General features: G+C 65.7%; 19 protein-coding genes. 16 read left to right on the top strand and 3 right to left on the bottom strand.

What is annotated here, in order from left to right:
• Window positions 1–406 precede the first annotated feature (406 nt).
• Entirely contained in the window at window positions 407–1498 is a 1092-nt protein-coding gene (locus ACTSLZ_RS02150) for an ABC transporter substrate-binding protein (protein ID WP_443095552.1), read from the top strand.
• Window positions 1495–1902, top strand: coding sequence for an ATP-binding cassette domain-containing protein (locus tag ACTSLZ_RS02155; protein ID WP_443095553.1), 408 nt, complete (start codon window positions 1495–1497; stop codon window positions 1900–1902). Before ACTSLZ_RS02150 ends, ACTSLZ_RS02155 begins: the two co-directional genes overlap by 4 nt.
• Here ACTSLZ_RS02155 and ACTSLZ_RS02160 read toward each other — a convergent pair.
• Window positions 1882–3192, bottom strand: a complete 1311-nt coding sequence (locus ACTSLZ_RS02160; RefSeq protein WP_179628043.1) for an ISL3 family transposase — start codon at window positions 3190–3192, stop codon at window positions 1882–1884. The two genes, ACTSLZ_RS02155 and ACTSLZ_RS02160, sit on opposite strands and share 21 nt — an antisense overlap.
• Window positions 3193–3254: 62 nt before the next feature.
• Here ACTSLZ_RS02160 and ACTSLZ_RS02165 point away from each other — a divergent pair, with 62 nt between their 5' ends.
• From ACTSLZ_RS02165 to ACTSLZ_RS02190, 6 genes are all read left to right on the top strand, one after another.
• Complete coding sequence (locus ACTSLZ_RS02165) at window positions 3255–3788, top strand: PrpF domain-containing protein (RefSeq protein ID WP_443096080.1); 534 nt, start codon at window positions 3255–3257, stop codon at window positions 3786–3788.
• Window positions 3785–4837, top strand: coding sequence for an amidohydrolase family protein (locus tag ACTSLZ_RS02170; RefSeq protein WP_443095554.1), 1053 nt, complete (start codon window positions 3785–3787; stop codon window positions 4835–4837). Before ACTSLZ_RS02165 ends, ACTSLZ_RS02170 begins: the two co-directional genes overlap by 4 nt.
• Entirely contained in the window at window positions 4830–5513 is a 684-nt protein-coding gene (gene ligK, locus ACTSLZ_RS02175; protein WP_443095555.1) for a 4-carboxy-4-hydroxy-2-oxoadipate aldolase/oxaloacetate decarboxylase, read from the top strand. The genes ACTSLZ_RS02170 and ligK overlap by 8 nt, the downstream gene beginning before the upstream one ends.
• A 25-nt stretch (window positions 5514–5538) precedes the next feature.
• Entirely contained in the window at window positions 5539–6564 is a 1026-nt protein-coding gene (locus tag ACTSLZ_RS02180; RefSeq protein ID WP_443095556.1) for a VOC family protein, read from the top strand.
• A 162-nt stretch (window positions 6565–6726) separates the two neighbouring features.
• A complete protein-coding gene (locus ACTSLZ_RS02185) occupies window positions 6727–7947 on the top strand; it encodes a M20 metallopeptidase family protein (protein WP_443095557.1) in 1221 nt (406 codons plus the stop codon).
• A 32-nt stretch (window positions 7948–7979) separates the two neighbouring features.
• Window positions 7980–9278: an MFS transporter gene (locus ACTSLZ_RS02190; protein ID WP_178980559.1), complete on the top strand. Its 1299-nt coding sequence runs from the start codon at window positions 7980–7982 to the stop codon at window positions 9276–9278.
• Window positions 9279–9332: 54 nt separating this feature from the next.
• Here ACTSLZ_RS02190 and ACTSLZ_RS02195 read toward each other — a convergent pair whose 3' ends face one another.
• A complete protein-coding gene (locus tag ACTSLZ_RS02195) occupies window positions 9333–10406 on the bottom strand; it encodes a GTP-binding protein (protein ID WP_443095558.1) in 1074 nt (357 codons plus the stop codon).
• Between the two features lie 112 nt (window positions 10407–10518).
• Between ACTSLZ_RS02195 and ykgO the strand changes: the two genes are divergently transcribed.
• The 8 genes from ykgO to ACTSLZ_RS02235 all read left to right on the top strand — a co-directional run bounded on the left by ykgO (window position 10519) and on the right by ACTSLZ_RS02235 (window position 17748).
• Window positions 10519–10641, top strand: coding sequence for a type B 50S ribosomal protein L36 (gene ykgO, locus ACTSLZ_RS02200; protein WP_129316372.1), 123 nt, complete (start codon window positions 10519–10521; stop codon window positions 10639–10641).
• Between the two features lie 422 nt (window positions 10642–11063).
• Window positions 11064–11816 carry an SDR family NAD(P)-dependent oxidoreductase gene (locus tag ACTSLZ_RS02205; protein ID WP_443095559.1) on the top strand — a complete coding sequence of 251 codons (753 nt, stop codon included), beginning with the start codon at window positions 11064–11066 and terminating at the stop codon, window positions 11814–11816.
• Window positions 11817–11913: 97 nt separating this feature from the next.
• Window positions 11914–12276: a hypothetical protein gene (locus ACTSLZ_RS02210; RefSeq protein ID WP_443095560.1), complete on the top strand. Its 363-nt coding sequence runs from the start codon at window positions 11914–11916 to the stop codon at window positions 12274–12276.
• Window positions 12273–13313, top strand: a complete 1041-nt coding sequence (locus tag ACTSLZ_RS02215; protein ID WP_443095561.1) for an amidohydrolase family protein — start codon at window positions 12273–12275, stop codon at window positions 13311–13313. The genes ACTSLZ_RS02210 and ACTSLZ_RS02215 overlap by 4 nt, the downstream gene beginning before the upstream one ends.
• A gap of 52 nt (window positions 13314–13365) precedes the next feature.
• Window positions 13366–14373, top strand: coding sequence for an amidohydrolase family protein (locus ACTSLZ_RS02220; RefSeq protein WP_443095562.1), 1008 nt, complete (start codon window positions 13366–13368; stop codon window positions 14371–14373).
• Between the two features lie 71 nt (window positions 14374–14444).
• Window positions 14445–15923 carry an amino acid permease gene (locus ACTSLZ_RS02225; RefSeq protein WP_443095563.1) on the top strand — a complete coding sequence of 493 codons (1479 nt, stop codon included), beginning with the start codon at window positions 14445–14447 and terminating at the stop codon, window positions 15921–15923.
• A 197-nt stretch (window positions 15924–16120) separates the two neighbouring features.
• Entirely contained in the window at window positions 16121–16999 is an 879-nt protein-coding gene (gene folP, locus ACTSLZ_RS02230) for a dihydropteroate synthase (protein ID WP_443095564.1), read from the top strand.
• The gene (locus ACTSLZ_RS02235; protein ID WP_443095565.1) at window positions 16996–17748 is read left to right on the top strand and encodes a pyrimidine reductase family protein; all 753 of its coding nucleotides are present in this window, start codon (window positions 16996–16998) and stop codon (window positions 17746–17748) included. The genes folP and ACTSLZ_RS02235 overlap by 4 nt, the downstream gene beginning before the upstream one ends.
• A 65-nt stretch (window positions 17749–17813) precedes the next feature.
• Here ACTSLZ_RS02235 and ACTSLZ_RS02240 read toward each other — a convergent pair whose 3' ends face one another.
• Window positions 17814–20465, bottom strand: coding sequence for an excinuclease ABC subunit A (locus ACTSLZ_RS02240; RefSeq protein WP_443095566.1), 2652 nt, complete (start codon window positions 20463–20465; stop codon window positions 17814–17816).
• Between the last annotated feature and the right edge of the window lie 585 nt (window positions 20466–21050).

Genomic DNA, 21050 nt, shown 5'->3' on the forward strand with positions numbered 1-21050 from the left:
TCTCAGGCTATCTTCCACAACCGTTGCTGAGGAGGGGTCGGACTCGTCGCCGTTCCGGTGAGTCGCTCTCCGGGAGTGACTTTCGGGTATGTCCTTGCGCGACGGCGCATGACGTCACCGCCGAAACACCACTCCACATAATTCGTATTGACCGTCCTTTGTCCCCTTTTCCGCGACGGGAAAACGGCGTTGGTCAGCGCCCGTTCAACTATTGCATTCCATGACGGATTTCCCTGCGAGTCTCCGCGTGAATAGGCCGTTGACCGGGCTTTTTGGCTCCTCTAGCGTCCTCAATCAATACCTGTTGGACAGCAGGAATTGTAAAAAGCGCACACGCATCACTCATGCATCACGAGCAGTCACCGGGACCTGACGATTTCGGGTCCCGGGCGAAAGGTCACACACCATGCCATCTTTCCCGAAGGGTCTTGCCTCACGCCATGGACCGGACCCGTCGCCGTCCCTCGATGGAGGCCTGACGAGGCGAACCGCGCTTCTGGGCCTCGGTTCCCTGGCGGCGTTGGGTTCGGGGGCGCTGCTCACGGGTTGTGGTGGTGACGCGAAGGCCGCCCAAAGCAGCGACGTCGTCCGTTATCAAGGCTGGCCCCAGACGGTGCTGTTCGCTGAGCTCGCCCAGGATCTCGGGTACATCCCCCACGTCACCCTCAAACATATTGGAAGCACCACGAGCGGCCCCCAGGACATTCAGACGGTCGCGACCGGGGACGCCGAAATCGGCCACGCTTTTTCCGGTGCAGTCATCAAATTGGTGGAAGCAGGAATTGATATTCGCGGGGTATCCAATTATTATGGTTCGGATGACGAAACGTTCGTGGGGGTATTCGTGGACAAAAAGAGCCCCATCACCTCACCGCGAGACCTGATCGGAAAGACCGTGGGCATGAACACGCTGGGAGCCCACTCCGAAGCCTTCCTCTACGAATTTCTCTCGACAAGCGGCCTGAACGCGCAGGAAATCAGCGACATTACTTTCGTCCCCATCCCGCCGAGCGACCTCGAGATATCCATTATTCGGGGGCACCTGGACGCGGGGGTGATCGACGGGATCGCTCAGGACGTCGCCATGGACCATGGCACCCTCAGAACGCTGGGTCGCGACGTCGACCTCTTCGGAAGCTTCCCCGCAGGGCAGATGGTCATGCGGCAGGAGTGGATCGATGACCATCCCGAGACCGCCGCCGAGTTGGCGCAGGGGGTCGACCGCGCCATCCGTTGGGCCAACGATCAGCCCCGGGAAGCCGTGGTCGAACGATTCACGCGGATCGTCTCCGAGCGTGACAGGGGAGAGGACCCCTCCCCGCTCAAGTACTGGAAGTCCACCGGCCTGCCCCGCGGCGGGGTGATGGAGTCGGAGGACTTCCCCCGGTGGGAAACCTGGTTGCGCGACAACCACATCCTCAACGGTCCGCCCTCCCCGCGCCGCTATTTCACCAATTCACTGATCCACACCACACCGTCGAAGGAGGCATCGTCATGACCAGCGCCAAGATCCGCGTCAGCGACGTGAACAAGATCTTTGAAGTACCGGGCTCGCGTCGAGTACCGGGGCACCTCGCGACCGCCGTCGAAGGAGTCGACTTCGATGTCCACGACGGCGAATTCGTGACCATGGTCGGTCCCTCCGGTTCCGGAAAGACCACCATCCTCGACCTGGTAGCCGGGCTGACGACACCGACCTCCGGCAGCATTCTCGTGGACGGGACGCCGATCAACGGGCCCGGGCGCGACCGCGGCGTCGTCTTCCAGCAGTATGCCCTGCTTCCGTGGAAGTCCACGCTGGACAACATCGTCTTTGCCCTCAAAGCCGCTGGTCGGGGTCGTCACCGGGCGGAGAGGCGCCGTTTGGCCAGGGAATATGGCTCATCGCATTTGAGGGTGTAGGTGGTTCCTGAAGCCGCCGGTGTCGAGCAGCGATCGGGCTATGTAGTTCGTGAGGTTCCGGAATCCGAGGGCGGAGCCGCGGAGGTGTTCCAGGCGCCCGTTGATCGCCTCTGTTGGCCCGTTGGACGTGCCGGGCCGGTCGAAGAACGCGAGGATGTCGGCGGCGCGCTGCTTGAGCGTGCGGCCGAGCTTGCGGACCTCCACGAGCGCGGCGGGGACGCCGCTGGAGACGGAATCGATGACGGCTGTCATCAGCTTCTTCGCCGTCTTCCGATCGGGTTCGCGGTAGGCAGCGATCACGCGCTGGTAGATGCCCCAGGTCGCCTCGACCTCGACGTGCTCGGAGACCGCGAACAGTGCCTCGAGACGGGTCTGCTGCCGGTCAGTGAGCAGCTGCGCGCCGGTGTGGAGGATGCGGCGGGCCTTGTAGAGCGGATCGTTTTTGCGGCCCCGCCGGCCGTGCAGGCACTGCTGGACGCGACGACGGCAGGTGTCGAGGGCGTCGCCGGCGAGGCGGACGACGTGGAACGGGTCCATCACCGCCTGCGCGTCCGGGAGCTCCTCGCTGACGGCGGTCTTGAAGCCGGTGAACCCGTCCATCGCGACGACCTCGACACCATCGCGCCAGTCCTGCGGGCGTGCGGCGAGCCAGGTCTTGAACACGGCTTTCGAGCGACCCTCGATCATGTCCAGCAGACGGGCGGGGCCGGTCTTGTCGCGGTTCGGGGTGAGGTCGATGATGACGGTGACGTACTTGTCGCCGACTCTCGTGTGGCGCCAGACGTGCTCGTCGACGCCGATCACGGCGACGCCGTCGAACCGGGCGGGATCGTCGATCAGCACTCGACGCCCTTCAGCGAGGACCGCGTTGTTCGCCGTGTGCCAACCGACACCGAGTCCGGCGGCGACGCGGGCGACGGTGAGGTGGTCGATCACGAGCGCTTCCAACGCCCACCGCATCCCGCTACGGGACAGCTTGGCTCGCTCGGGCGCCGCTGCCGTGAGGTCCTCACGCCAGGACCGTCCGCATCCCGAGCACTTGTAGCGGCGGACCCGGACCAGCAGCGTCGTCGGGCGATGACCGAACGGCTCGTGGGCGAGACGCCGCGTGTCCGTCCCGCGCGAGAGCGCCTGGCTACCGCATCCCCGGCACCACGGATCCGGCTCGGCGACGCGGCACTCGATCACCGCGCGATCCGGCTCAAAAAGCTGACCGGTGGCCACGAGGCCGAGCTCGTCGAGATGGCAGAACACGGTCAGATCAGGGGTCGCGAAGGTAGCGTGGTGCACGTCGAGGTCTTCCGGCAGATGGTCAGTGTGAGAACTTCCATCATCGGAAGGCCTCGACCCTCATCCGGCGACCGACGCGCTCAGCCACCTACCCCCTCAACTGCGAAGAGCCGGGATACGAGTCCACGGACGAACTCAACGACGACGCCGCCCTCAAGGAACTTCTCGAAGACCTGCGTATCGAAGGAGCGGAACTCATGGGTCTCGGAGATGTGAGGGACAAGAGTTACCCGAAGATGACCCTCCTCGCCGAACCGCGCGGTGGGGGCGCGGTCTCCACGAGATGCTTCATCCCGCACGTTGCTCACGAGTCCATCGGAGTGCTTGCCGCGGTAACGGTGGCGACCGCCGTCTGCACGGACGGAACCGTGGCCCAGGACCTGGCCGATCCCGGGACCGGCCGACAACGCACCCTCGAGATCGAGCACCCCAGCGGCGACTTCGACGTCGACCTGGAACTGTCCGACCGCGGAGAGGTGCTGCGTGCCGGGATCACCAGGACGGCACGTCTGCTGATGTCAGGAAATCTCTGGGTTCCCCGCACGGTGTGGGACCCCGAGAGCGAGATTCCAGGAACGGAGAAAACGGAGTCATGATCGTCGATTGCCACGGGCACTACACCACTGCCCCGGAAGCGCTGGGGCGCTGGCGGGAACAACAGATCGCGGCGCTGGCCGGAGGTCCCGAGCCCGACCCCGCCGGTCCGGAGATCACGGATCAGGAGATCCGCGAGAGCATCGAGGCCAATCAGTTGCGCCTGATGGACGAACGGGGCATCGACCTCACCGTCTTCTCGCCGCGGGCATCCTTCATGGCACACCACGTCGGGGACTTCCGCACGTCGTCGGACTGGGCACGCATCTGCAACGACCTCTGTGCACGCGTCGCATCCCTGTACCCGGACCGGTTCGCGCCCGCGGCGATGCTGCCCCAGTCGCCGGGGGTCGACCCCGTGACCTGCGTGGATGAGATCGATCGTTGCGTCCGGGAACACGACATCGTGGCGATCAACCTCAACCCTGATCCGTCAGGCGGCTACTGGACGGCTCCACCACTGACGGACGAATCCTGGTTCCCGGTCTACGAGGCCATGACCGAGCACGGGCTCCCTGCCATGATCCACGTTTCGACGTCGGTCAACCCCGCCTTCCACACGACGGGGGCTCACTACCTCAATGCCGACACGACCGCCGTGATGCAGCTGATCCAGGGCGACCTGTTCGCCCGCTGGCCCGATCTGAAGTTCGTGATCCCCCATGGTGGGGGAGCCGCGCCGTACCACTGGGGACGTTTCCGGGGCCTGGCCCAAGCACTGGGCAAGCCCCACCTCGAGGAGCACCTGCTCGGCAACGTCTATTTCGACACCTGCGTCTACCACCAGCCGGGAATCGACGAGCTGCTGTCCGTGATCCCGCACCGGAACGTCCTGTTCGCGTCGGAAATGATCGGTGCCGTACGTGGCGTGGATCCGGAAACCGACCAGTTCTTCGACGACACCGCCCAGTACATCAAGTCCGCCGCGCTGACCGACGACGACCGGGCGGACATCTTCGAGCACAACGTCCGAAGGGTCTACGGGCGATTGGACCGGCGCATCACGACCACCCGTTCCACCGAAGAGAAAGAGAACCGTACTCATGTTTGATCTCGGAATCGTTCACACCGACGTCCACCGGCCCGACCCCGAGCACGTTGCGGCCCTGGACCGATTCGACGTGCCGACCATTCACGAAGCCATGGGGCGCGTCGGCCTCATGCGCCCCTACATCCGCCCGGTCTATCCCTCCGCCAGGGTGTGCGGACCCGCCGTGACTGTGCTTCTGCAGCCGGGAGACAACTGGATGCTCCACGTGGCCGCGGAGCAGGTCCGGGAGGGCGACGTCGTCGTGGCGGGGTGTACCACGGAGAGCGAGGACGGTTTCTTCGGCGAATTGTTGGCGACGTCGATGCGGGCTCAGGGGGCCAAGGGGCTTGTGATCGACGGCGGATGTCGGGACACGACGCAGCTCGAGGACATGGACTTCCCGGTCTTCGCACGGGCCATCAACTCGAAAGGAACGATCAAGGTCACCCTGGGATCCGTCAACGTGCCGGTGGTCTGTGCCAACGCGCTGATTCACCCGGGGGACGTGGTGGTGGCGGACCATGACGGCGTCGTCGTGGTCCCGAAAGACCGTGTGGTATCGGTGGCCCGGGCGGCGCAGGACCGAGTGGATCGGGAAGAGAGCAAGCGCGGGAAATTCAGGGACGGAACCCTGGGACTCGACCTCTACTCGATGCGTGAACCGCTCGAAGCCGCCGGGCTGAAATACATCGACTGAGCCGACGATCGAGAAAGGACACCTCATGGCCGAGACAGAGAATTTCGACCTCTCCCACGTGGGAGCCGTCGAACTCCACACCCCCGAATTCGAGAAGAGCCTCTGGTTCTTCCGCGACCTGCTCGCAATGCGCGAGATCGCCCGTATCGGCGACTCCTCGTACCTTCGTTGCTGGGACGAGTACGAGAACTACACGATCAAACTCACCGCATCAGAGACCAATGGCGTGGGGCGCACGCTTTACCGAGCATCCAGTCCGGAAGCCCTCGAACGGCGGGTCACCGCGATCGAGGCGGCCGGACTCGGGCACGGTTGGAAGGAACCCGAAGTCGGAGTCGGCCGGTCCTACGAATTCGAGGATCCGGACGGCCATCTCATGGCGGTGTACTACGAGACGGAACACTATGTTCCCGACGACGAGGACACACCGGCGCTCAAGAACCAGGCCGCGGCCTACCCCGGGCGAGGAGTCAATGCACGGCGGTTGGACCACATCAATTACCTTGCGAAGGACGTCAATGCGGTCGGCGAATTCTGGCGTGATGTGATGAAGGCACGAGAATCCGAGCGCGTCAGGCTCGACCGAGGCGGGTATGGCGCCTGGTGGTTCAGGTTCCAGCAGAAGTCCTACGACGTCGTGTACTCGGACGACTGGACGGGTGAACGCGGACGTTTCCATCACTTGGCCTTCGCTCCGGATACACGCGAGGACATCCTCAAGGCCGCGGACATCTTCCTGGAAAACGGCGTGCACATCGAGTACGGGCCGTACAAGCACGCAATCAACCAGACCTTCTTCCTGTACGTGTGGGAGCCCGGCGGCAACCGCATCGAACTGGCGAATGCCGGTGCGCGACTGGTGATGGACCCCGACTGGCCGGTGGTCGAATGGTCCGAGGCGGAACGTGCCAAGGGGCAGGCCTGGGGCATGAAGACGGTACCGACCTTCCATACCCACGGCACACCGTACGTGAAGGACCAGGAGCGCATAGACCGGGAAGCCATGGAGGGCGTCAGGCACGAACGGGTCAAAGAGGTCTACACGGACTGACCCCGATGCCTGCCGGAGTGCGCGGACTCGTTTCGCATAGTGATCCCGAAATATGGGGTGCCCCGATGCCGGAGTAGCCTGGGGCACAAAGGCCTGGGTCGCCGGTCACACGGCACGTTCCGGGTCTCGCACCAGCACCTCCGAAAGGATCCGCACTTCACGATGTCCGTCTTGTCCGACCAGATCAGCGCAACTGTCTCGAGCAATGGGAGCGAGATGATCGCGTTGCGCCGCGAGCTCCATCAGATTCCCGAGCCCGGGCTGCACCTCCCCGAGACCAACGCCCGGCTCCGGCGGGAATTCGAGGCGCTGGGCATGGAGATTACCGATGCCCAGGAGGTCTCCGGGTTCACCGCCGTGCTCCGGGGCGGCGCCGGTGCGTCGTTGCCGATCGAGAAACGGCCGATCGTTCTCCTGCGCGCCGACATGGATGCCCTGCCCGTGACCGAGGAGACCGGGCTGAGCTGGGCCTCGACCAACGGGGCGATGCACGGATGCGGCCACGACATGCACATGGCCGGCCTGGTCGGGGCCGCACGGGCGTTGCATGCTGTGCGCGAGGAGTTGAAGGGCGACGTCGTCTTCTTCCTCCAGCCCGGCGAGGAGGGGTGGAACGGGGCCCAGCACCTGATCGATGAAGGGCTGTTGGAGTCGGCGGGGCGGCTGCCCGACCACGCCTACGGTTTGCACGTGTGGTCCGCGCAGTACCCGAGCGGAACCATCGTGTCGAAACCGGGGGCGCTGATGGCCTCCTCGGACACGATCAACGTGCGGGTTCACGGCACCGGCGGTCACGGGTCGGCCCCGCACAAGGCATTGGATCCCGTGCCGGTGGCCGCGGAAATGGTGACACAGTCCCACGTGGTGGTCACCCGGGAGTTCGACATCTTCGATCCCGTGGTCGTGACCTGCGGCAGCGTGGTGGCCGGCTCGACGGCCAATGTCATCCCGGATCACGCAACCGCCAAATTCACCCTCCGGGCCTTCGACCCCGAGACTCGCAACCGACTCATCGACACCCTGGTCCGCCTGTTCGAGGGCGTCGCGGCCGCGCACGGCACGACGTGCGAGATCGAGGTCAAGAAGCTGTATCCGGTCACCACGAATCACGACGACGAGACGGGCTTCCTCTCGGAGGTCACCGAGGAGGTCTTCCCCGGACGCTGGTCGGAGTTGACCGATCCCGTGGGTGCCTCCGAAGACTTCTCCAAGGTCCTGGAACGCATCCCGGGAACCTTTGCGTTCGTCGCCGCGGTGGACCCGGACAAGGACCCGGAGACCGCGGCCTTCAACCACTCGCCGTTCGCGACCTACGACGATTCGGTACTGGTGGACTGCTCACGCCTCCTGGCGGAGCTCGCCGCACGACGGCTCAGCGCCTGAACTTCCCCTCACTACACCTCGAAAGGACCAGTATGAGTTCCTCGAGCACCGCGACGGCGCCCGCCCCGAGCAGGCAGTCGCACGCCAAAACCCTCCTCGGCACCGGTATCGGCAACGCCCTGGAGTGGTTCGACTGGAATATCTACGCCAGTTTTGCCGTATATTTCTCGACCCAGGTCTTCAACGACGACAACCCGCAATCGGCTTTCCTGGAGACCATGGCGGTCTTCGCGGTCGGGTTCGTGGCACGGCCGTTCGGAGGTTTCGTCTTCGGTTTCCTGGGCGACCGGTGGGGGCGCAAACGCTCCCTGACCCTTGCCGTGGTCAGCGCCTCGGTGGGGTCGCTGATCGTTGCTGTCTGCCCCACGTACGACAAGGTCGGCTGGTTGGCTTCGGCCCTCCTGCTGCTCGGCCGGCTCATCCAGGGGCTGTCCCACGGTGGCGAACTCCCGGCGGCCCAGACCTATCTGGCGGAACACGCACCGCGCGAGAAGCGCGGCCTGTTCGCAAGCTCGATCTACGTGACCGGAACGATCGGTCTGGTCTGCGGACTGGTGCTCGGGCTCGTCCTTCAGGGCGTCCTGACCGAGGACCAGATGAACTCTTGGGGCTGGCGGGTGCCCTTCCTGGTGGGCGCGTTGCTCGGCGTCGTCGCCATTTGGATCCGCTCCTCGATGGAGGAGTCCGAGCTGTTCACCGAGCACATGGAGGCCGTGGAAAAGCAGGAGGTCAAGAAGGAGAACATCCTGGTGGCCGTCCTCAAGAACTGGAGGACCGGTCTGCAGGTCATCTTCCTGACCGCGGGTCTCACGATCGCCTACTACGTGTGGTCCGTATCCATGGCCTCCTTGGCGACGACGACGTTCGGATACGACTCCCAGACCGCCTTCACCGCTTCCCTCATCGGCAACGTGGTGTTCATCCTGGTCCTGCCGTTCTGGGGCATGTTGTCGGACAAGATCGGGCGGAAACCGTGCATCCTCATCGCGATGCTCGGGAGCTTGGTCCTGTCGATCCCGATGATCAAACTCGTCTCCGGAGGGGAAGGGTGGCAACTGATCCTCGCGATCTGCGTTCAGCTGGTCCTGCTCGGCGGGTTCCTCAGCCACGCCCCGGCCACGTACGCGGAGATGTTCACGACCGACCAGCGCACGGCCGGTTTCGGGATCCCGTACTCGATCGCCATCGCCCTCTTCGGCGGCACCGCAGGATATGTGCTGACGGCGCTCGGCGACCCCTACAAATTCGCGATCTACGCCATGGTGTTCCTGGTGCTGTCGGCCCTGACCGTCCTGACCCTGCCCGAGACGAAGGGCAAGGACCTGAGGTAGCCGGCGCTCGCGGTCGATCGCGGACCCGCGCATTGCGGGTGTCTCTCGGCCGGGTCAGTCATAGCGTTCGTCGGCCGTGACCCAGACCGGGAACGGATCGGGCATCACATTCCACGTCTCCGGCGCGCTGAGCAGTTCACGGTCATTGAGTGTGGCCTCGTCGAGGGCCTCCGTCAGGCGAGTCGGTTGGAGATCGACGCCGGTCAGGATGATGTCCTGACCAAAGCTGAGGGGCTCTTGGGCGGCGTCGTCCCTGGCCAGGGGCTCTATCACCATGGCGCCACCGGCGTGGCTCCACTGGGCCGTGACGCCCTGCCGCGTGGCGAGGCGGCAGAACCCGCACGACCGGATCACCGAGCCACCGGTGCCGGGCTCGATGTACTCGTCCAGGACTCGCTGCAAGCGCAGCGGGTGGAACGGCCGGGGGTTAGTGTACCGCATGGAGGCCACCCGAGGGTTCCGGTGCGGCGTCGTGTGCTGGCCGTTCAGGTGGGCGACCCATCCCGGGCGGATGCGCAGTCCCGGGTGGCGCAACTCGATGTGGTCGGTGGCCACGGACCCGGATTCCTGGTGGGCTTCGGGTTCGACGGTGTGCGACCGATGGCCGCGATAGGCGTCCCGGACGACGTCGGCCAGGGGACTGAGCTCTCCGATCACGGAAACCATGAGGGAATCGTCTTCGGGCGGAAGATTCCCGCCGTTGACCACGAGGGCCGTCGAGCAGTACTCGAGGTGCTGGGCGGCGAACAGCGACCTGGCCGTCACGGCCCGGAACGGCATGCCGTGATGCACCTGGAGATGCTCGACCCGGTCCGTCCGGGACAGCTCGCTGAAGAAGTGCGTCGCGTCGAGCACGCAGACGACGTCGACGAGTCGCGTGGGCTCCTCGGGGTCCGCGAGCGAGCCGATGACGTCCAGAATCGGCGCCTGGATCGGGTATTCCACCACCACGCCGTCCGATTGGGCCCAGGGGATGAGGGCCATCGCCTCCCGGACGGGATCCATCGCAATAGCCAGTCTCTCGGCAGTGATCACCTCGAAGCCGGTTTCGCTCGCGATTTTCTGCGCGTGCAGGCGACGCTCGGGTTCGCACGTGCCGACGACGGCGATCACGGCGGTCCTGTCCATGGGCTTCTCCTTAGTTCGGCCGGGTCCTGATTCCTGATGCATGGCTGAGGTTCGTGTGGTCCGATCTTCTACTGTACTCTGGTAATGAGAATCAGTAGCAATAAGGAGAATCATGAAGGTTCGAGCATCACTTCGATCGTTGAAGAATCAGCCCGGTGCGCAGGTCGTCAAGCGCAAGGGGCGGATCTACGTGATCAACAAGCAGAACCCGCGCATGAAGGGCCGGCAGAAGTAAGTCCGACGGGGTCTTGTGCGGCCTTCCGGGGGCGAGGTGGCAGATTCGTGCGGCTCCTGTCGCGAGGTGGCAGTCTTGAGCGGTTACTCCCGCGAGGTGGCAATCTTGAGCGGTTACTTCCGCGAGGTGGCAGTCTTGTGCGATTTTTGGCCCGATTTCGTCCCAAAAGTGCCACCTCGCGGGGGAAGATGCACGAGATTGCCGCCTCGCGGGGGACGACGCACGAAATCGCCGCCTCGCGGGGGAGCTGCGGGTAGTGTCACGTCGCGGGACGGCTTCTGACCGGGGCATCCCGGCGGCACCCGTCCCGTTGGCACCCGTCCCGACCGGCCCCGTCCCGACCCCATCCCGACCGGCCGCCCCACCCGGGCCGACCCCACCCCGACCGGCCGAACCGCTGTCGACCCGAATGAGGACCCATCGTGAGCACTACCTTGATCACCGGCGCATCGTCCGGCATCGGCGAGGAACTTGCCTCCCGATTCGCGCAGCGGGGAGAGGATCTCGTGCTCGTGGCGCGGCGCAGGGACCGGCTGGACGCGCTCGCGGACAGGATCGGCGACGAGTTCGGCGTCGACGTCGAGGTGATCGACATGGACCTCGCCGATGTGCACGCCGCCCGCGAACTCCGTGACCGGGTCGGTTCCCGGCGGATCGACACGGTCATCAACAACGCAGGATTCGGTTTGAGCGGCGACGTCGCCGACCTGGATCCCGAGGACCTGGACGCGATGGTCAAGGTCAACTGCCTCGCCCTGACCGGGATCACGTCACGATTTCTGGGTGACATGGTGGCGCGGAACCACGGAACCATCGTCAACATCGCCTCGACCGCCGCCTACCAGCCCGTTCCGCACATGGCGGTCTACGCGGCATCCAAGGCCTTCGTGCTGTCGCTGACCGAGGCCCTGTGGGCCGAAACCGCCGAGCACGGGGTCAGGGTCCTGGCCGCCTGCCCCGGCCCGACCGAGACCGAATTCTTCGAACACGCCGGGCGGAAGGCCGCCGTCGGCCGCATGCGGTCTGCCGGGCAGGTGGCCGACGCCCTCATGGAGGCACTCGACGGACGCTCTCCGAGCTTCGTCGACGGGTGGCTCAACCGCCTCATCGCCAAGGGATCGTCATTTCTGCCGAAGGCATGGGTGCTCAAGATCGCCGGCGCGGCCGTGAACTGATTCGCGCACCGACCCGTGCGCCCGACGTCGGCCCCACGGAGTGGGCTGACGGCGAATTCCTGGACAGCTCTCAGCCGCGGGGAGCACCCTGGGATACATGCACGAACACCGCGGTGACCACGAGCGAATCGCCCAACTCATGACCGGATGGTTGTACCGCGACGTGGGATGCACCGCGCACACCCGCCTCTTCGATCGGCTCGAAAAAAGGGACGGCCAGTGGTGCATCAGCTACCGGAACTGCACCTACGACTTCGCGCATTTCAACTACCCCGTGGGTGCGGTGGACGTCGACCGGGATGTCCTCGCCCAATATCCCTGGGCCTGCGCGGCGCTGGCCTACATCCTTCACCTCAGGGGATACCCGCTGACCCAGGAGTACCCGATCCAGGGCAGCGCCATGGAACGAGACGTCAAGGAGGCCGCCTTCGCGTGGCTCGACCAGGAGAAGATTTCATGAAAACACTCATCAGTTCCGTCAGCGTCTTCAACGGGGAAATTCTCTTGGAGGGTCTCCACGATGTCGTCTTCGACGACTCCGGTATCCTTTCGGTCCAGCCCGCCGGAACGCATGAGGCCGCAACCGCGGAGGTGGCCCTCGACGGGACCGGACGGACTCTCCTTCCCGGACTCATCGACTCCCACGTGCACATCACGGACCCGCAGCAACTGGACCAGTTGCTCGATCACGGCGTCACCACCGCGTTGGACATGGCCATGTGGCCGTACGAGTTCCAACAGCAGATTCGTTCGGCGGGACACGGCACCGCGATCTTCACCGCGGGTGCCCCGCTGGTCTCCCACCACGGAACCCACGCCCGGATCCCGAACTTTCCCGCAGAGTCGATGACGGACGACGCCGAGGGCGCCCGCAGGCTCGTGCGTGAGCGCGTTGACCAGGGCAGCGACTACATCAAGCTCATCCTGGAGAGCCCGGGACATGGTGGTTTGGAGGCCGATGTCGCCCGGGCCGCGGTCGACGAGGCGCACCGTGCCGGGAAACTGGTGGTCGCCCATGCCGCGGCCGCCGGTGCCTACGAGATCGGGGTGGAGGTCGGTGTCGACATCCTGACCCACGCGCCGCTCGACAAGAAACTGCCGCCGCGCCTGCTGACCGACATGCTCCAGAAGCACATCGCCACCTCGCCCACGCTGACCATGATGAAGGGGACCGCCGACTTCTACGCCGCCCAGGGGCTCGACTTCGCCTTTGCGAACCAGGCGGTCGCCGACATGCACAAGGCCGGGACCACGATCCTGGCAGGCACCGACGCCAACCAGGCGCCCGGCGTCCCGGCGAACGTGGTCCACGGAACCTCGATCCACGAGGAACTCCGGCTGCTGACACAGGCCGGCCTTGCTCCCGTGGAAGCGCTCCAGGCGGCCACGAGCCTCAACGCCAAGGTTTTCGGGCTGGAGGATCGCGGCGTCGTCGAGCCCGGGCGTCGCGCCGATCTGGTGCTCGTGTCCGGGACCCGACCCGTGACATTGCCGTGACCGAGAACCTCGAAGGGGTCTGGCTCGGAGGTCGCCCGACGGAAGGAACGAAATGACTCTGAAACTCATCACGCTCGAAGAGCACTACATGAGCCCGGAGGTCGCGCGGGCCACCGGGCCGGAGATCGCCAGGATCAGCCCCGGTTTCGCCGAAGCCTTCTCCGGTGAGGGCGGCGGACCCGGGTCCCCCGACGTCGAAGCGCTCGGCGACCTCGGCGACAAGCGCCTGGCGGACATGGACGCCTACGGAATCGACGTCCAGGTCCTCTCCGGCCTCAACGCTCAGCATCTGCCGTCCGACGTCGCCCCCGATCTGGCTCGTGCGACCAATGACAGGCTTGCCGCTGCCATGAATCGGCACCCGGATCGTTTCGCGGGGTTCGCCTCGGTGCCGACCTCGGCCCCGGACCGTGCCGGGGACGAGCTGCGCCGGGCGGTCGGGGACCTGGGGATGTCGGGAACCCTGGTGTTCGGCCGTACCGAGGGCAGGTTCCTGTCCGACCCGAGATTCGAGGGCCTCCTGGCAGCCGCGGAGGAAACGGGTGCGCCCGTGTACCTGCACCCGTCCCCGGCCCCGCTGGCCACCACCGAGGAGAATTACGGCGGGCTGAGCGAGGTCGTGACGACCCGGCTCCAGACAGCCGCGTGGGGGTGGCACCAGGAGACGGCCGTCCACTTCATGCACCTGGTTCTTTCGGGCGTGTTCGACCGTCACCCCGATCTCAAGCTCATCCTGGGTCACTGGGGTGAGATGATTCCGTTCTTCCTGGAGCGTCTCGACGAGATGTTGCCGACCCGGATCACAGGGGTCGAGAGGTCCTTCACGGAATATATGCGTGAGAACGTATGGATTACCCCGAGTGGGATGTTTACGCAGGCCAACCTCCAGTACTGCGTAGAGACCATCGGCGCGGACAGGATCATGTACTCGGTCGACTACCCGTTCGTCCGGATGGACGGTGCCCAGGAGTTCCTGAGCGAGGCACGGTTGGACGACTCCCAGAAGGAGGCCATCGCGCACGGAACCGCCGAACGGGTCCTGCCGAATCTCGCGGTCTAAGGGAGCGCTCCGACGTCGTCGATCACGTAACATGTATCACTGGCCACTGTGATCTGACGGAAAGACCAAGCATGAGCGAGTCCTCTTCGACACCTGCCTCGACCAGCACCCAGGGAGAGAACCTCGAGCGGGGACTCAAGAACAGGCATCTCCAGCTCATTGCGATCGGCGGAGCCATCGGGACCGGGCTGTTCTTCGGGTCGGGCAAGCTGACCAATGTGGTCGGCCCCGGTCTGCTTCTGGTCTACGCGCTGATCGGCTTCGTCCTCTTCTTCGTGATGCGCGCCCTCGGCGAGTTGCTGCTGTCCAACCTCAACTACAAGACGTTCGGCGACATCGCGAAGGACAACATCGGGCCGTGGGCCGGGTTCATGGTGTCGTGGAACTACTGGTTCTCCTGGGTCGCGGGGTGCGTTGCCGACCTGGTCGCCATCACCGCCTACATCCAGTTCTTCTGGCCGGACGTGCCTGTGTGGTTGCCGGCGCTGGTCACGGCGATCGGTCTGATCGTGTTGAATCTTCAGCCGGTCAAGGCCTTCGGCGAGACGGAGTTCTGGTTCGCGATCATCAAGATCGTCGCGATTCTTGCGCTGATCTTCGTGGGCATCGTCCTGGTGCTGACCGGGTACGAGAACGGTGACGGAACCCGGGCGGCGGTTTCGAACCTCTGGACCCACGGTGGCTTCTTCCCGACCGGAATCACCGGATTCGTGCTCGGTTTCCAGCTGGCGATCTTCTCCTTCATCGGGATGGAGCTCGTGGGCACCACGGCCGCCGAGACGGAGAACCCGCACCGCAACCTGCCTCGGGCTATCAACTCGATCCTGGTGCGCATCGTCGTCTTCTACATCGGATCGCTCGGCGTGATCATGATGGTCACCCCGTGGGATCGCATCGATCCCGAACAGAGCCCCTTCACCACGATGTTCAGCAACACGGGATTTGCCGCCGCCGCGTTGGTGGTCAATCTGGTGGTCCTGACATCGGCGGCGTCAAGCGCCAACTCGGGCGTGTATTCCGCTACGCGCATGTCTTTCGGGCTGGCGAAAGACGGTCACGCCCCGAAGGCGCTGAACTATACGACCCGGCGTGGTGTGCCCATGAAGGCCGTCTTCTTCACGACCGTCTTCCTGTTCGCAGCGATCCCGCTCCTGTTGGGCGGCGACGCCCTGACACAGGCGTTCACCGTGGTCAGCTCGATTTGTTCCGCGGACATCCTGTTCACGTGGGGATCCATCGTGGTCAGTTACATCATCTACCAGCGGCGCCACCCGGAACGGCACCGTGCGTCCGGGTTCCGCATGCCGTTGCCGCGCATTGCTCCGTGGGGGGTCTTGGCCTTCTTCGTGTTCATCGCCTTCACCCTGACGCTCAGCCCCGACACCCGGATCGCCGCAATCCTCAGTCCCTTCTGGTTCCTGCTCCTTGCGGTGCTGTGGCAGGTGGTCAAGCGACGCCTCCAGAAGCAGCATCGGCCCCTGACCTCCGAGATCCCGATGGTCTCGCCCCGGGAAATCCGCCAACACTTCGACGACGCCGAGGGCAAGTAACCGTCGGACCGGAGGCGCCGCCAGACTCACACTCATAGTCACACTTTTGAAAGTCTCACACTCACACTCCTAAAAGTGTGAGTGTGAGTGTGACTGTGGCATGAGGTTCATGCGGTGGAGGCGCCGGACCAGCGCGGAACGGTCTACACTGTGGATTGACCCGATGGACCGACCCCCACCCGCACGCAAAGGACCCCATGTCTGAGCACATCATTGGACGCAGAAGCTTCGACTTCGAGAAGCAGATTGCGGTGATGGCGGTGGTCAACCGGACGCCGGACTCCTTCTACGACCGCGGCAGAACCTACGAGATCGACGCCGCCGTCTCGTCCGCGGTGCAGGCCGCCGAACAAGGTGCCGACTGGGTCGATATCGGTGGCGTCCCCTTTGGACGCGGACCCGCGGTCAGCTCCGCCGAGGAACTCGAGCGCATTGTGCCGGTGATCGAGCAGGTTGCGGCTGCGAGCGACGTCGTCATCTCGGTGGACACGTACCGTGCCGAGGTTGCGGAGGCGGCGACCTCCGCGGGCGCATCCGTCATCAACGACACCAGCGGATTCTCCGACCCCCGGATGGCGGCGACGGTCGCCGGGTCGTGGGCGCACGTCGTCATCACTCACAGTGCGGGCAGGCCGCGCGAGGAGAAGCCGCCGGCCAGGTACGCCGACGTGGTCGATGAGGTCCGCGCCTTCCTTGCCGAGCGGGTCGACCGGGCCGTGGAGGCGGGCATCCCCCGTGAGAACATCATCCTGGACCCCGGGCACGACCTGGACAAGAACACCCTTCACACGCTCGAGATCACGCGCCGGCTCGACGAGATCGTCGGGCTCGGCCTTCCGGTGCTGGCGGCAGTTTCCAACAAGGACTTCATTGGCGAGGCCATCGACCGTCCGCAGGGAGAACGCATCCACGGATCGATTGCCGCGATGATGGCGTGCATCGAACGAGGCGCGCGGATCGTCAGGATGCACGACGTCGCCTCCGCCGTGGACGCGGCTCGCATGTATGAGGCCGTCGTCGGGTGGCGGGAACCCGTCCGCGTCGAGCACAACGCCCAGCCAGGAGGAAACGTATGAGCATCGACCAGTTGTTTCCGACCGCGCGGGAGGAACTGACCGACGAGCAGTTGCTGACCCTCTACGCGCCGCGGACCGCCGACGACGGGGCCTGGTTGCGCATGAACTTCGTGACCAGCCTGGACGGCGCCGTTGCGGTCGACGGGGTGTCGGGGAGTCTGGGCGGCCCGGGTGACTTCCGTGTCTTCGAACTCCAGCGGTACCTGGCCGACGTCGTCCTGGTGGGTGCCGGAACGGTGCGGGACGAAGGGTACGGAGCCATGGTCCTCCCACAGGAGGCCACCCGGTGGAGGGCGGACCACGGTCTCACGGACCACCCCGTCTTCGCCCTGATCAGCGGGTCGGCCGATCTGTCCCCGGAGTCGGAAACCTTCTCCCAGGCACCCGTCCGGCCCCTGGTCTTCGTGTCTGCCGACGCCGACGAAGCGCGCCGCGACGCACTCGCGGAGGTCGCCGACGTCGTCATTGCCTCGATCCCCGGCGGAGCGGCCATCGATCCTCGCATCGTGCGAGCGCACCTGGTCTCCCGCGGACTGACGCGGATCCACGGCGAAGGCGGCCCCCGGGTCTTCGGTTCGTTCCTCGAGGCCGGCGTCGTGGACGAACTGTGCCTGACCATGGCCCCGAAGCTGATGGGCGGACGGGCCGGCCGCATCTCTGCCTCGGAGTCGTCCATCCCGACGCATATGGACCTCGCCTCCGTGCTCCGGTCCGAGGACGAGCTTCTGCTCCGGTACATCAGGAAATAAATCGCCGGGCCGGGTGAGTCGTGCCGTCAGGGCCGGGATCGTGGCGTGCTGGCGAGCGCTCGCCGTCAGCCCTGACCACGCAGCCACTGTCCCGTCGCGGACTCCTCGCACGCGGCGACGTCGGCGGGGGCACCGGAAACCAGGATTCGTCCACCGCGGTCACCGGCGCCCGGCCCCATGTCGATGACCCAGTCCGCACCGGCCACGACCCGCAGGTCGTGCTCCGCGACGATCACGCTGTTCCCTTGGTCGACCAGCTGGTTGAGTTCGCCGACCAGGAGGTCAGTGTCCGCGGGGTGCAGCCCCGTGGTCGGCTCGTCGAGCAGGTAGACGGTGTGCCCGCGGGGTGCCCGCTGGAGTTCCGTGGCGAGCTTGATCCGCTGGGCCTCGCCGCCGGAGAGCTCGGTGGCGGGCTGGCCCAGGGTGAGATAGCCGAGACCCACGGCGTTGAGTGCCCGCAGGGAGCGGGACACGTTCTTGTCCTCGTCGAAAAAGTCGAGTGCGTCACGGACGGACAGATCCAGGACGTCCGCGATGGTCCTCCCGTTCCATGTGACCTCGAGCGTCTCCGGGTTGTACCGGGCACCGTGGCAGTCGGGGCACGGAGAGTAGCTGCCCGGCAGGAACACGAGTTCGACCTCGATCTGCCCCTCGCCCTGGCAGGTGGGGCAACGGCCCTCCGTCACATTGAACGAGAACCTGCCGATGCCCCAACCGCGCGCCTCGGCCTCCGGGGTGGAGGCGAAGAGCTTGCGCACACGGTCGAACAGGCCGGTGTATGTGGCCAGGCACGACCGCGGGCTGCGCCCGATGGGCTTCTGGGTGATCTGCACCAGGCGGTCCACGACGTCGGCCCCGGACACCGAGTCGATCGCGGCGGACTCGCCCGGGTCGTCGTCGTTCTCGAGCACGCTCGAACGGGCGCTGTCTCGGAGAACCGGGGCCAGGACCTCGCTGAGGAGCGTGGACTTGCCCGCGCCGGACACACCGGTCAGTGCCGTGAACGTTCCCAAGGGGAAGGACACATCGATGTTTCGGATATTCCGCGCTGTCACACCGCGCAGCGTCACGTGGCTCGTGGCGTCCCGGGCGTCGTCGGAGGTTCGCGGATCGGGCAGGGGCCGGTACAGGTACGGCGCGGTCTTCGACTCGGCGACGTCGGCGAGATCGCGCACCGGCCCGGAGTGCAGGACCCGTCCGCCGTCGACACCGGCCGCCGGCCCGACGTCGACGGCCCAGTCCGCCTGTTCGACCAAGCGCATGTCGTGCTCGACGAGGAGCAACGAATTGCCGTCCTCGATGAACCGCTCGAACAGGTCCAGGAGAACACCCTTCTCGCTGGGGTGCAGGCCGGCCGAGGGCTCGTCCAGAACATAGGCGACGCCGAAGAGCCCGGACCGCAGCTGGGCCGAGAGCCGGAGCCGTTGCATCTCCCCGGTCGAGAGCGTCCGTGCCGGGCGGTCGAGGCTCAGATGACCGAGCCCCAGCCCGACCATGGTCTCCAGGACGGGAACGACATTGGGCAGGAGAAGACGTTCCGCCTCGACCTCGGGTGTGTCCGCTTCGTCGAGGACCTCCGCCCACCTGTGCTGCAGCAGCGTCAGGGCCTCTTCGGCGGAGCGGGCGTTGAGCTCGTAGATCTTGAACCCCAGGTAGTCGACCGTGAGCGCATCGGGGTTCAGGCGGTGGCCGTGGCAGGTCGGGCACTCGAAGGTGTCCAAGTAGCGGAGGGCGCGGGCCCGGGTCTTCTCCGACTTCGCCTGCTCCACGGTCTGCAGCAGGTACCTGTTGACCGAACGCCACCGGCCCTTGTAGGTGCCCTGGGCCTGATCGACGCCGCGCACCGGGCGGACCTCGACCACCGGTTGCTCCTCGGTGAACAGGATCCAGTCCCTGGTTTCCTGGGGTATTTCGCCCCAGGGTCGGTCCATGTCGACGACGTCGAGCGTTGCCAGGATGTCGTGAAAATTCTTGCCGAGCCATGCTCCGGGCCACGCCTGGATCGCGCCGTCGTTGATGGACAGACGGGGGTCGGGAACCATCGAGCGTTCCGTGGGTTCGTGAAGAACGCCCGAGCCGTGGCACTGCGGACACATGCCTTCCGGGGTATTGGGGCTGAACGCCTCGGCGAGCAGGCGACCCCCGTGCAGGGCGGATCCGCGTTCGAGCGGTTCGTCCGGGTGCTCACCCGCACGAGAGTAAAGCAGACGAATACCGTTGGACAGCGTCGTGATGGTGCCGACGCTCGAGCGGGCGCCCCCGCCGCTGGTCCGCTGCTCGAGCGCCACCGTCGGAGGAAGTCCGGTCAGAGACTCGACACGCGGGTCCATCGTGCTGCCGATCAATCGGCGAGCAAAGGGGGCGATCGACTCCAGGTAGCGCCGTTGGGACTCGCCGTGGATCGTCCCGAACGCGAGCGACGACTTCCCCGATCCCGAGACCCCCGTGAACGCAACGAGAGCTCCCCTGGGGAACGCGGTACCGACGTGTCGGAGGTTGTGCAGGTGGGCGTCCCTGACGACGACGTCGCCCCCTCGCGACCGGGAACCGGCGGGGCGTTCGGTGGGGTGTTCGGCGGCGCGATCGGCGGGGTGTTCGGTGCCATGGGGGCCGGATGCGGACCGACTGGTGGTCGCGGGCTGACGTGGTGCGGGCGGGGCGTCGTCGGCGGGGTTCGTGGGTCCGTGCTGGTCGGGGCGTGGTTCGGAATGCGGCATGTCTTCGAGGCTAACGGGAATTCGAGTCGATGCCACCGACGCGAGGGTCGGGGTCGGGGCAGGTGCGGGGGCGGGCAGGGCTCGAGGTGGCAGGTCTGTGCGGTTCCAGCGCCGAGGTGGCATTTTCGTGCGCTTTCTTCGCCGAGGTGGCAGTTTTGTGCGGAAATCGGGGTGTTTGTCGCACGGGATTGCCACTTCGGCGGGAATGTCGCACGGGATTGCCACCTCGACGCCGGGGCTACACGAAATTGCCACTTCGGCGCCGGCGTCGGGCTCGGACGCCCTGGGGGAGGAGCGGAGGATGGCCGAATACCCGTTGCCAACGCCGCCGCTCAAGAATGCAGGCGGCAGTCAGCGTCGAAACCGCCCGTCGCACCTACTTTTCGAGCGCCCGGCCGTGACACTGCCCTCGAGGTGGCATTTTCGTGCGGTTTCTTCGCCGAAGTGGCAGTTTTGTGCGGAAATCGGGGTGTTTAATCGCACGGGATTGCCACTTCGGCGGGAATGTTGCACGGGATTGCCACCTCGGCGCAGGGCCTCGCACGAAATTGCCACTTCGACGCCGGGGCTCGCACGAAACTGCCA

The sequence above is a fragment of the Rothia koreensis genome, from assembly GCF_052232265.1.
Taxonomy (GTDB): domain Bacteria; phylum Actinomycetota; class Actinomycetes; order Actinomycetales; family Micrococcaceae; genus Rothia; species Rothia koreensis.

Bases quoted from the DNA above. Each gene is read 5' to 3' on its own strand.
- ACTSLZ_RS02150 (WP_443095552.1), top strand. From the start codon at position 407: ATGCCATCTTTCCCGAAGGGTCTTGCCTCACGCCATGGACCGGACCCG.
- ACTSLZ_RS02155 (WP_443095553.1), top strand. From the start codon at position 1,495: ATGACCAGCGCCAAGATCCGCGTCAGCGACGTGAACAAGATCTTTGAA.
- ACTSLZ_RS02170 (WP_443095554.1), top strand. From the start codon at position 3,785: ATGATCGTCGATTGCCACGGGCACTACACCACTGCCCCGGAAGCGCTG.
- ligK (WP_443095555.1), top strand. From the start codon at position 4,830: ATGTTTGATCTCGGAATCGTTCACACCGACGTCCACCGGCCCGACCCC.
- ACTSLZ_RS02180 (WP_443095556.1), top strand. From the start codon at position 5,539: ATGGCCGAGACAGAGAATTTCGACCTCTCCCACGTGGGAGCCGTCGAA.
- ACTSLZ_RS02185 (WP_443095557.1), top strand. From the start codon at position 6,727: ATGTCCGTCTTGTCCGACCAGATCAGCGCAACTGTCTCGAGCAATGGG.
- ACTSLZ_RS02190 (WP_178980559.1), top strand. From the start codon at position 7,980: ATGAGTTCCTCGAGCACCGCGACGGCGCCCGCCCCGAGCAGGCAGTCG.
- ACTSLZ_RS02195 (WP_443095558.1), bottom strand. From the start codon at position 10,406: ATGGACAGGACCGCCGTGATCGCCGTCGTCGGCACGTGCGAACCCGAG.
- ykgO (WP_129316372.1), top strand. From the start codon at position 10,519: ATGAAGGTTCGAGCATCACTTCGATCGTTGAAGAATCAGCCCGGTGCG.
- ACTSLZ_RS02210 (WP_443095560.1), top strand. From the start codon at position 11,914: ATGCACGAACACCGCGGTGACCACGAGCGAATCGCCCAACTCATGACC.
- ACTSLZ_RS02215 (WP_443095561.1), top strand. From the start codon at position 12,273: ATGAAAACACTCATCAGTTCCGTCAGCGTCTTCAACGGGGAAATTCTC.
- ACTSLZ_RS02220 (WP_443095562.1), top strand. From the start codon at position 13,366: ATGACTCTGAAACTCATCACGCTCGAAGAGCACTACATGAGCCCGGAG.
- ACTSLZ_RS02225 (WP_443095563.1), top strand. From the start codon at position 14,445: ATGAGCGAGTCCTCTTCGACACCTGCCTCGACCAGCACCCAGGGAGAG.
- folP (WP_443095564.1), top strand. From the start codon at position 16,121: ATGTCTGAGCACATCATTGGACGCAGAAGCTTCGACTTCGAGAAGCAG.
- ACTSLZ_RS02235 (WP_443095565.1), top strand. From the start codon at position 16,996: ATGAGCATCGACCAGTTGTTTCCGACCGCGCGGGAGGAACTGACCGAC.
- ACTSLZ_RS02240 (WP_443095566.1), bottom strand. From the start codon at position 20,465: ATGCCGCATTCCGAACCACGCCCCGACCAGCACGGACCCACGAACCCC.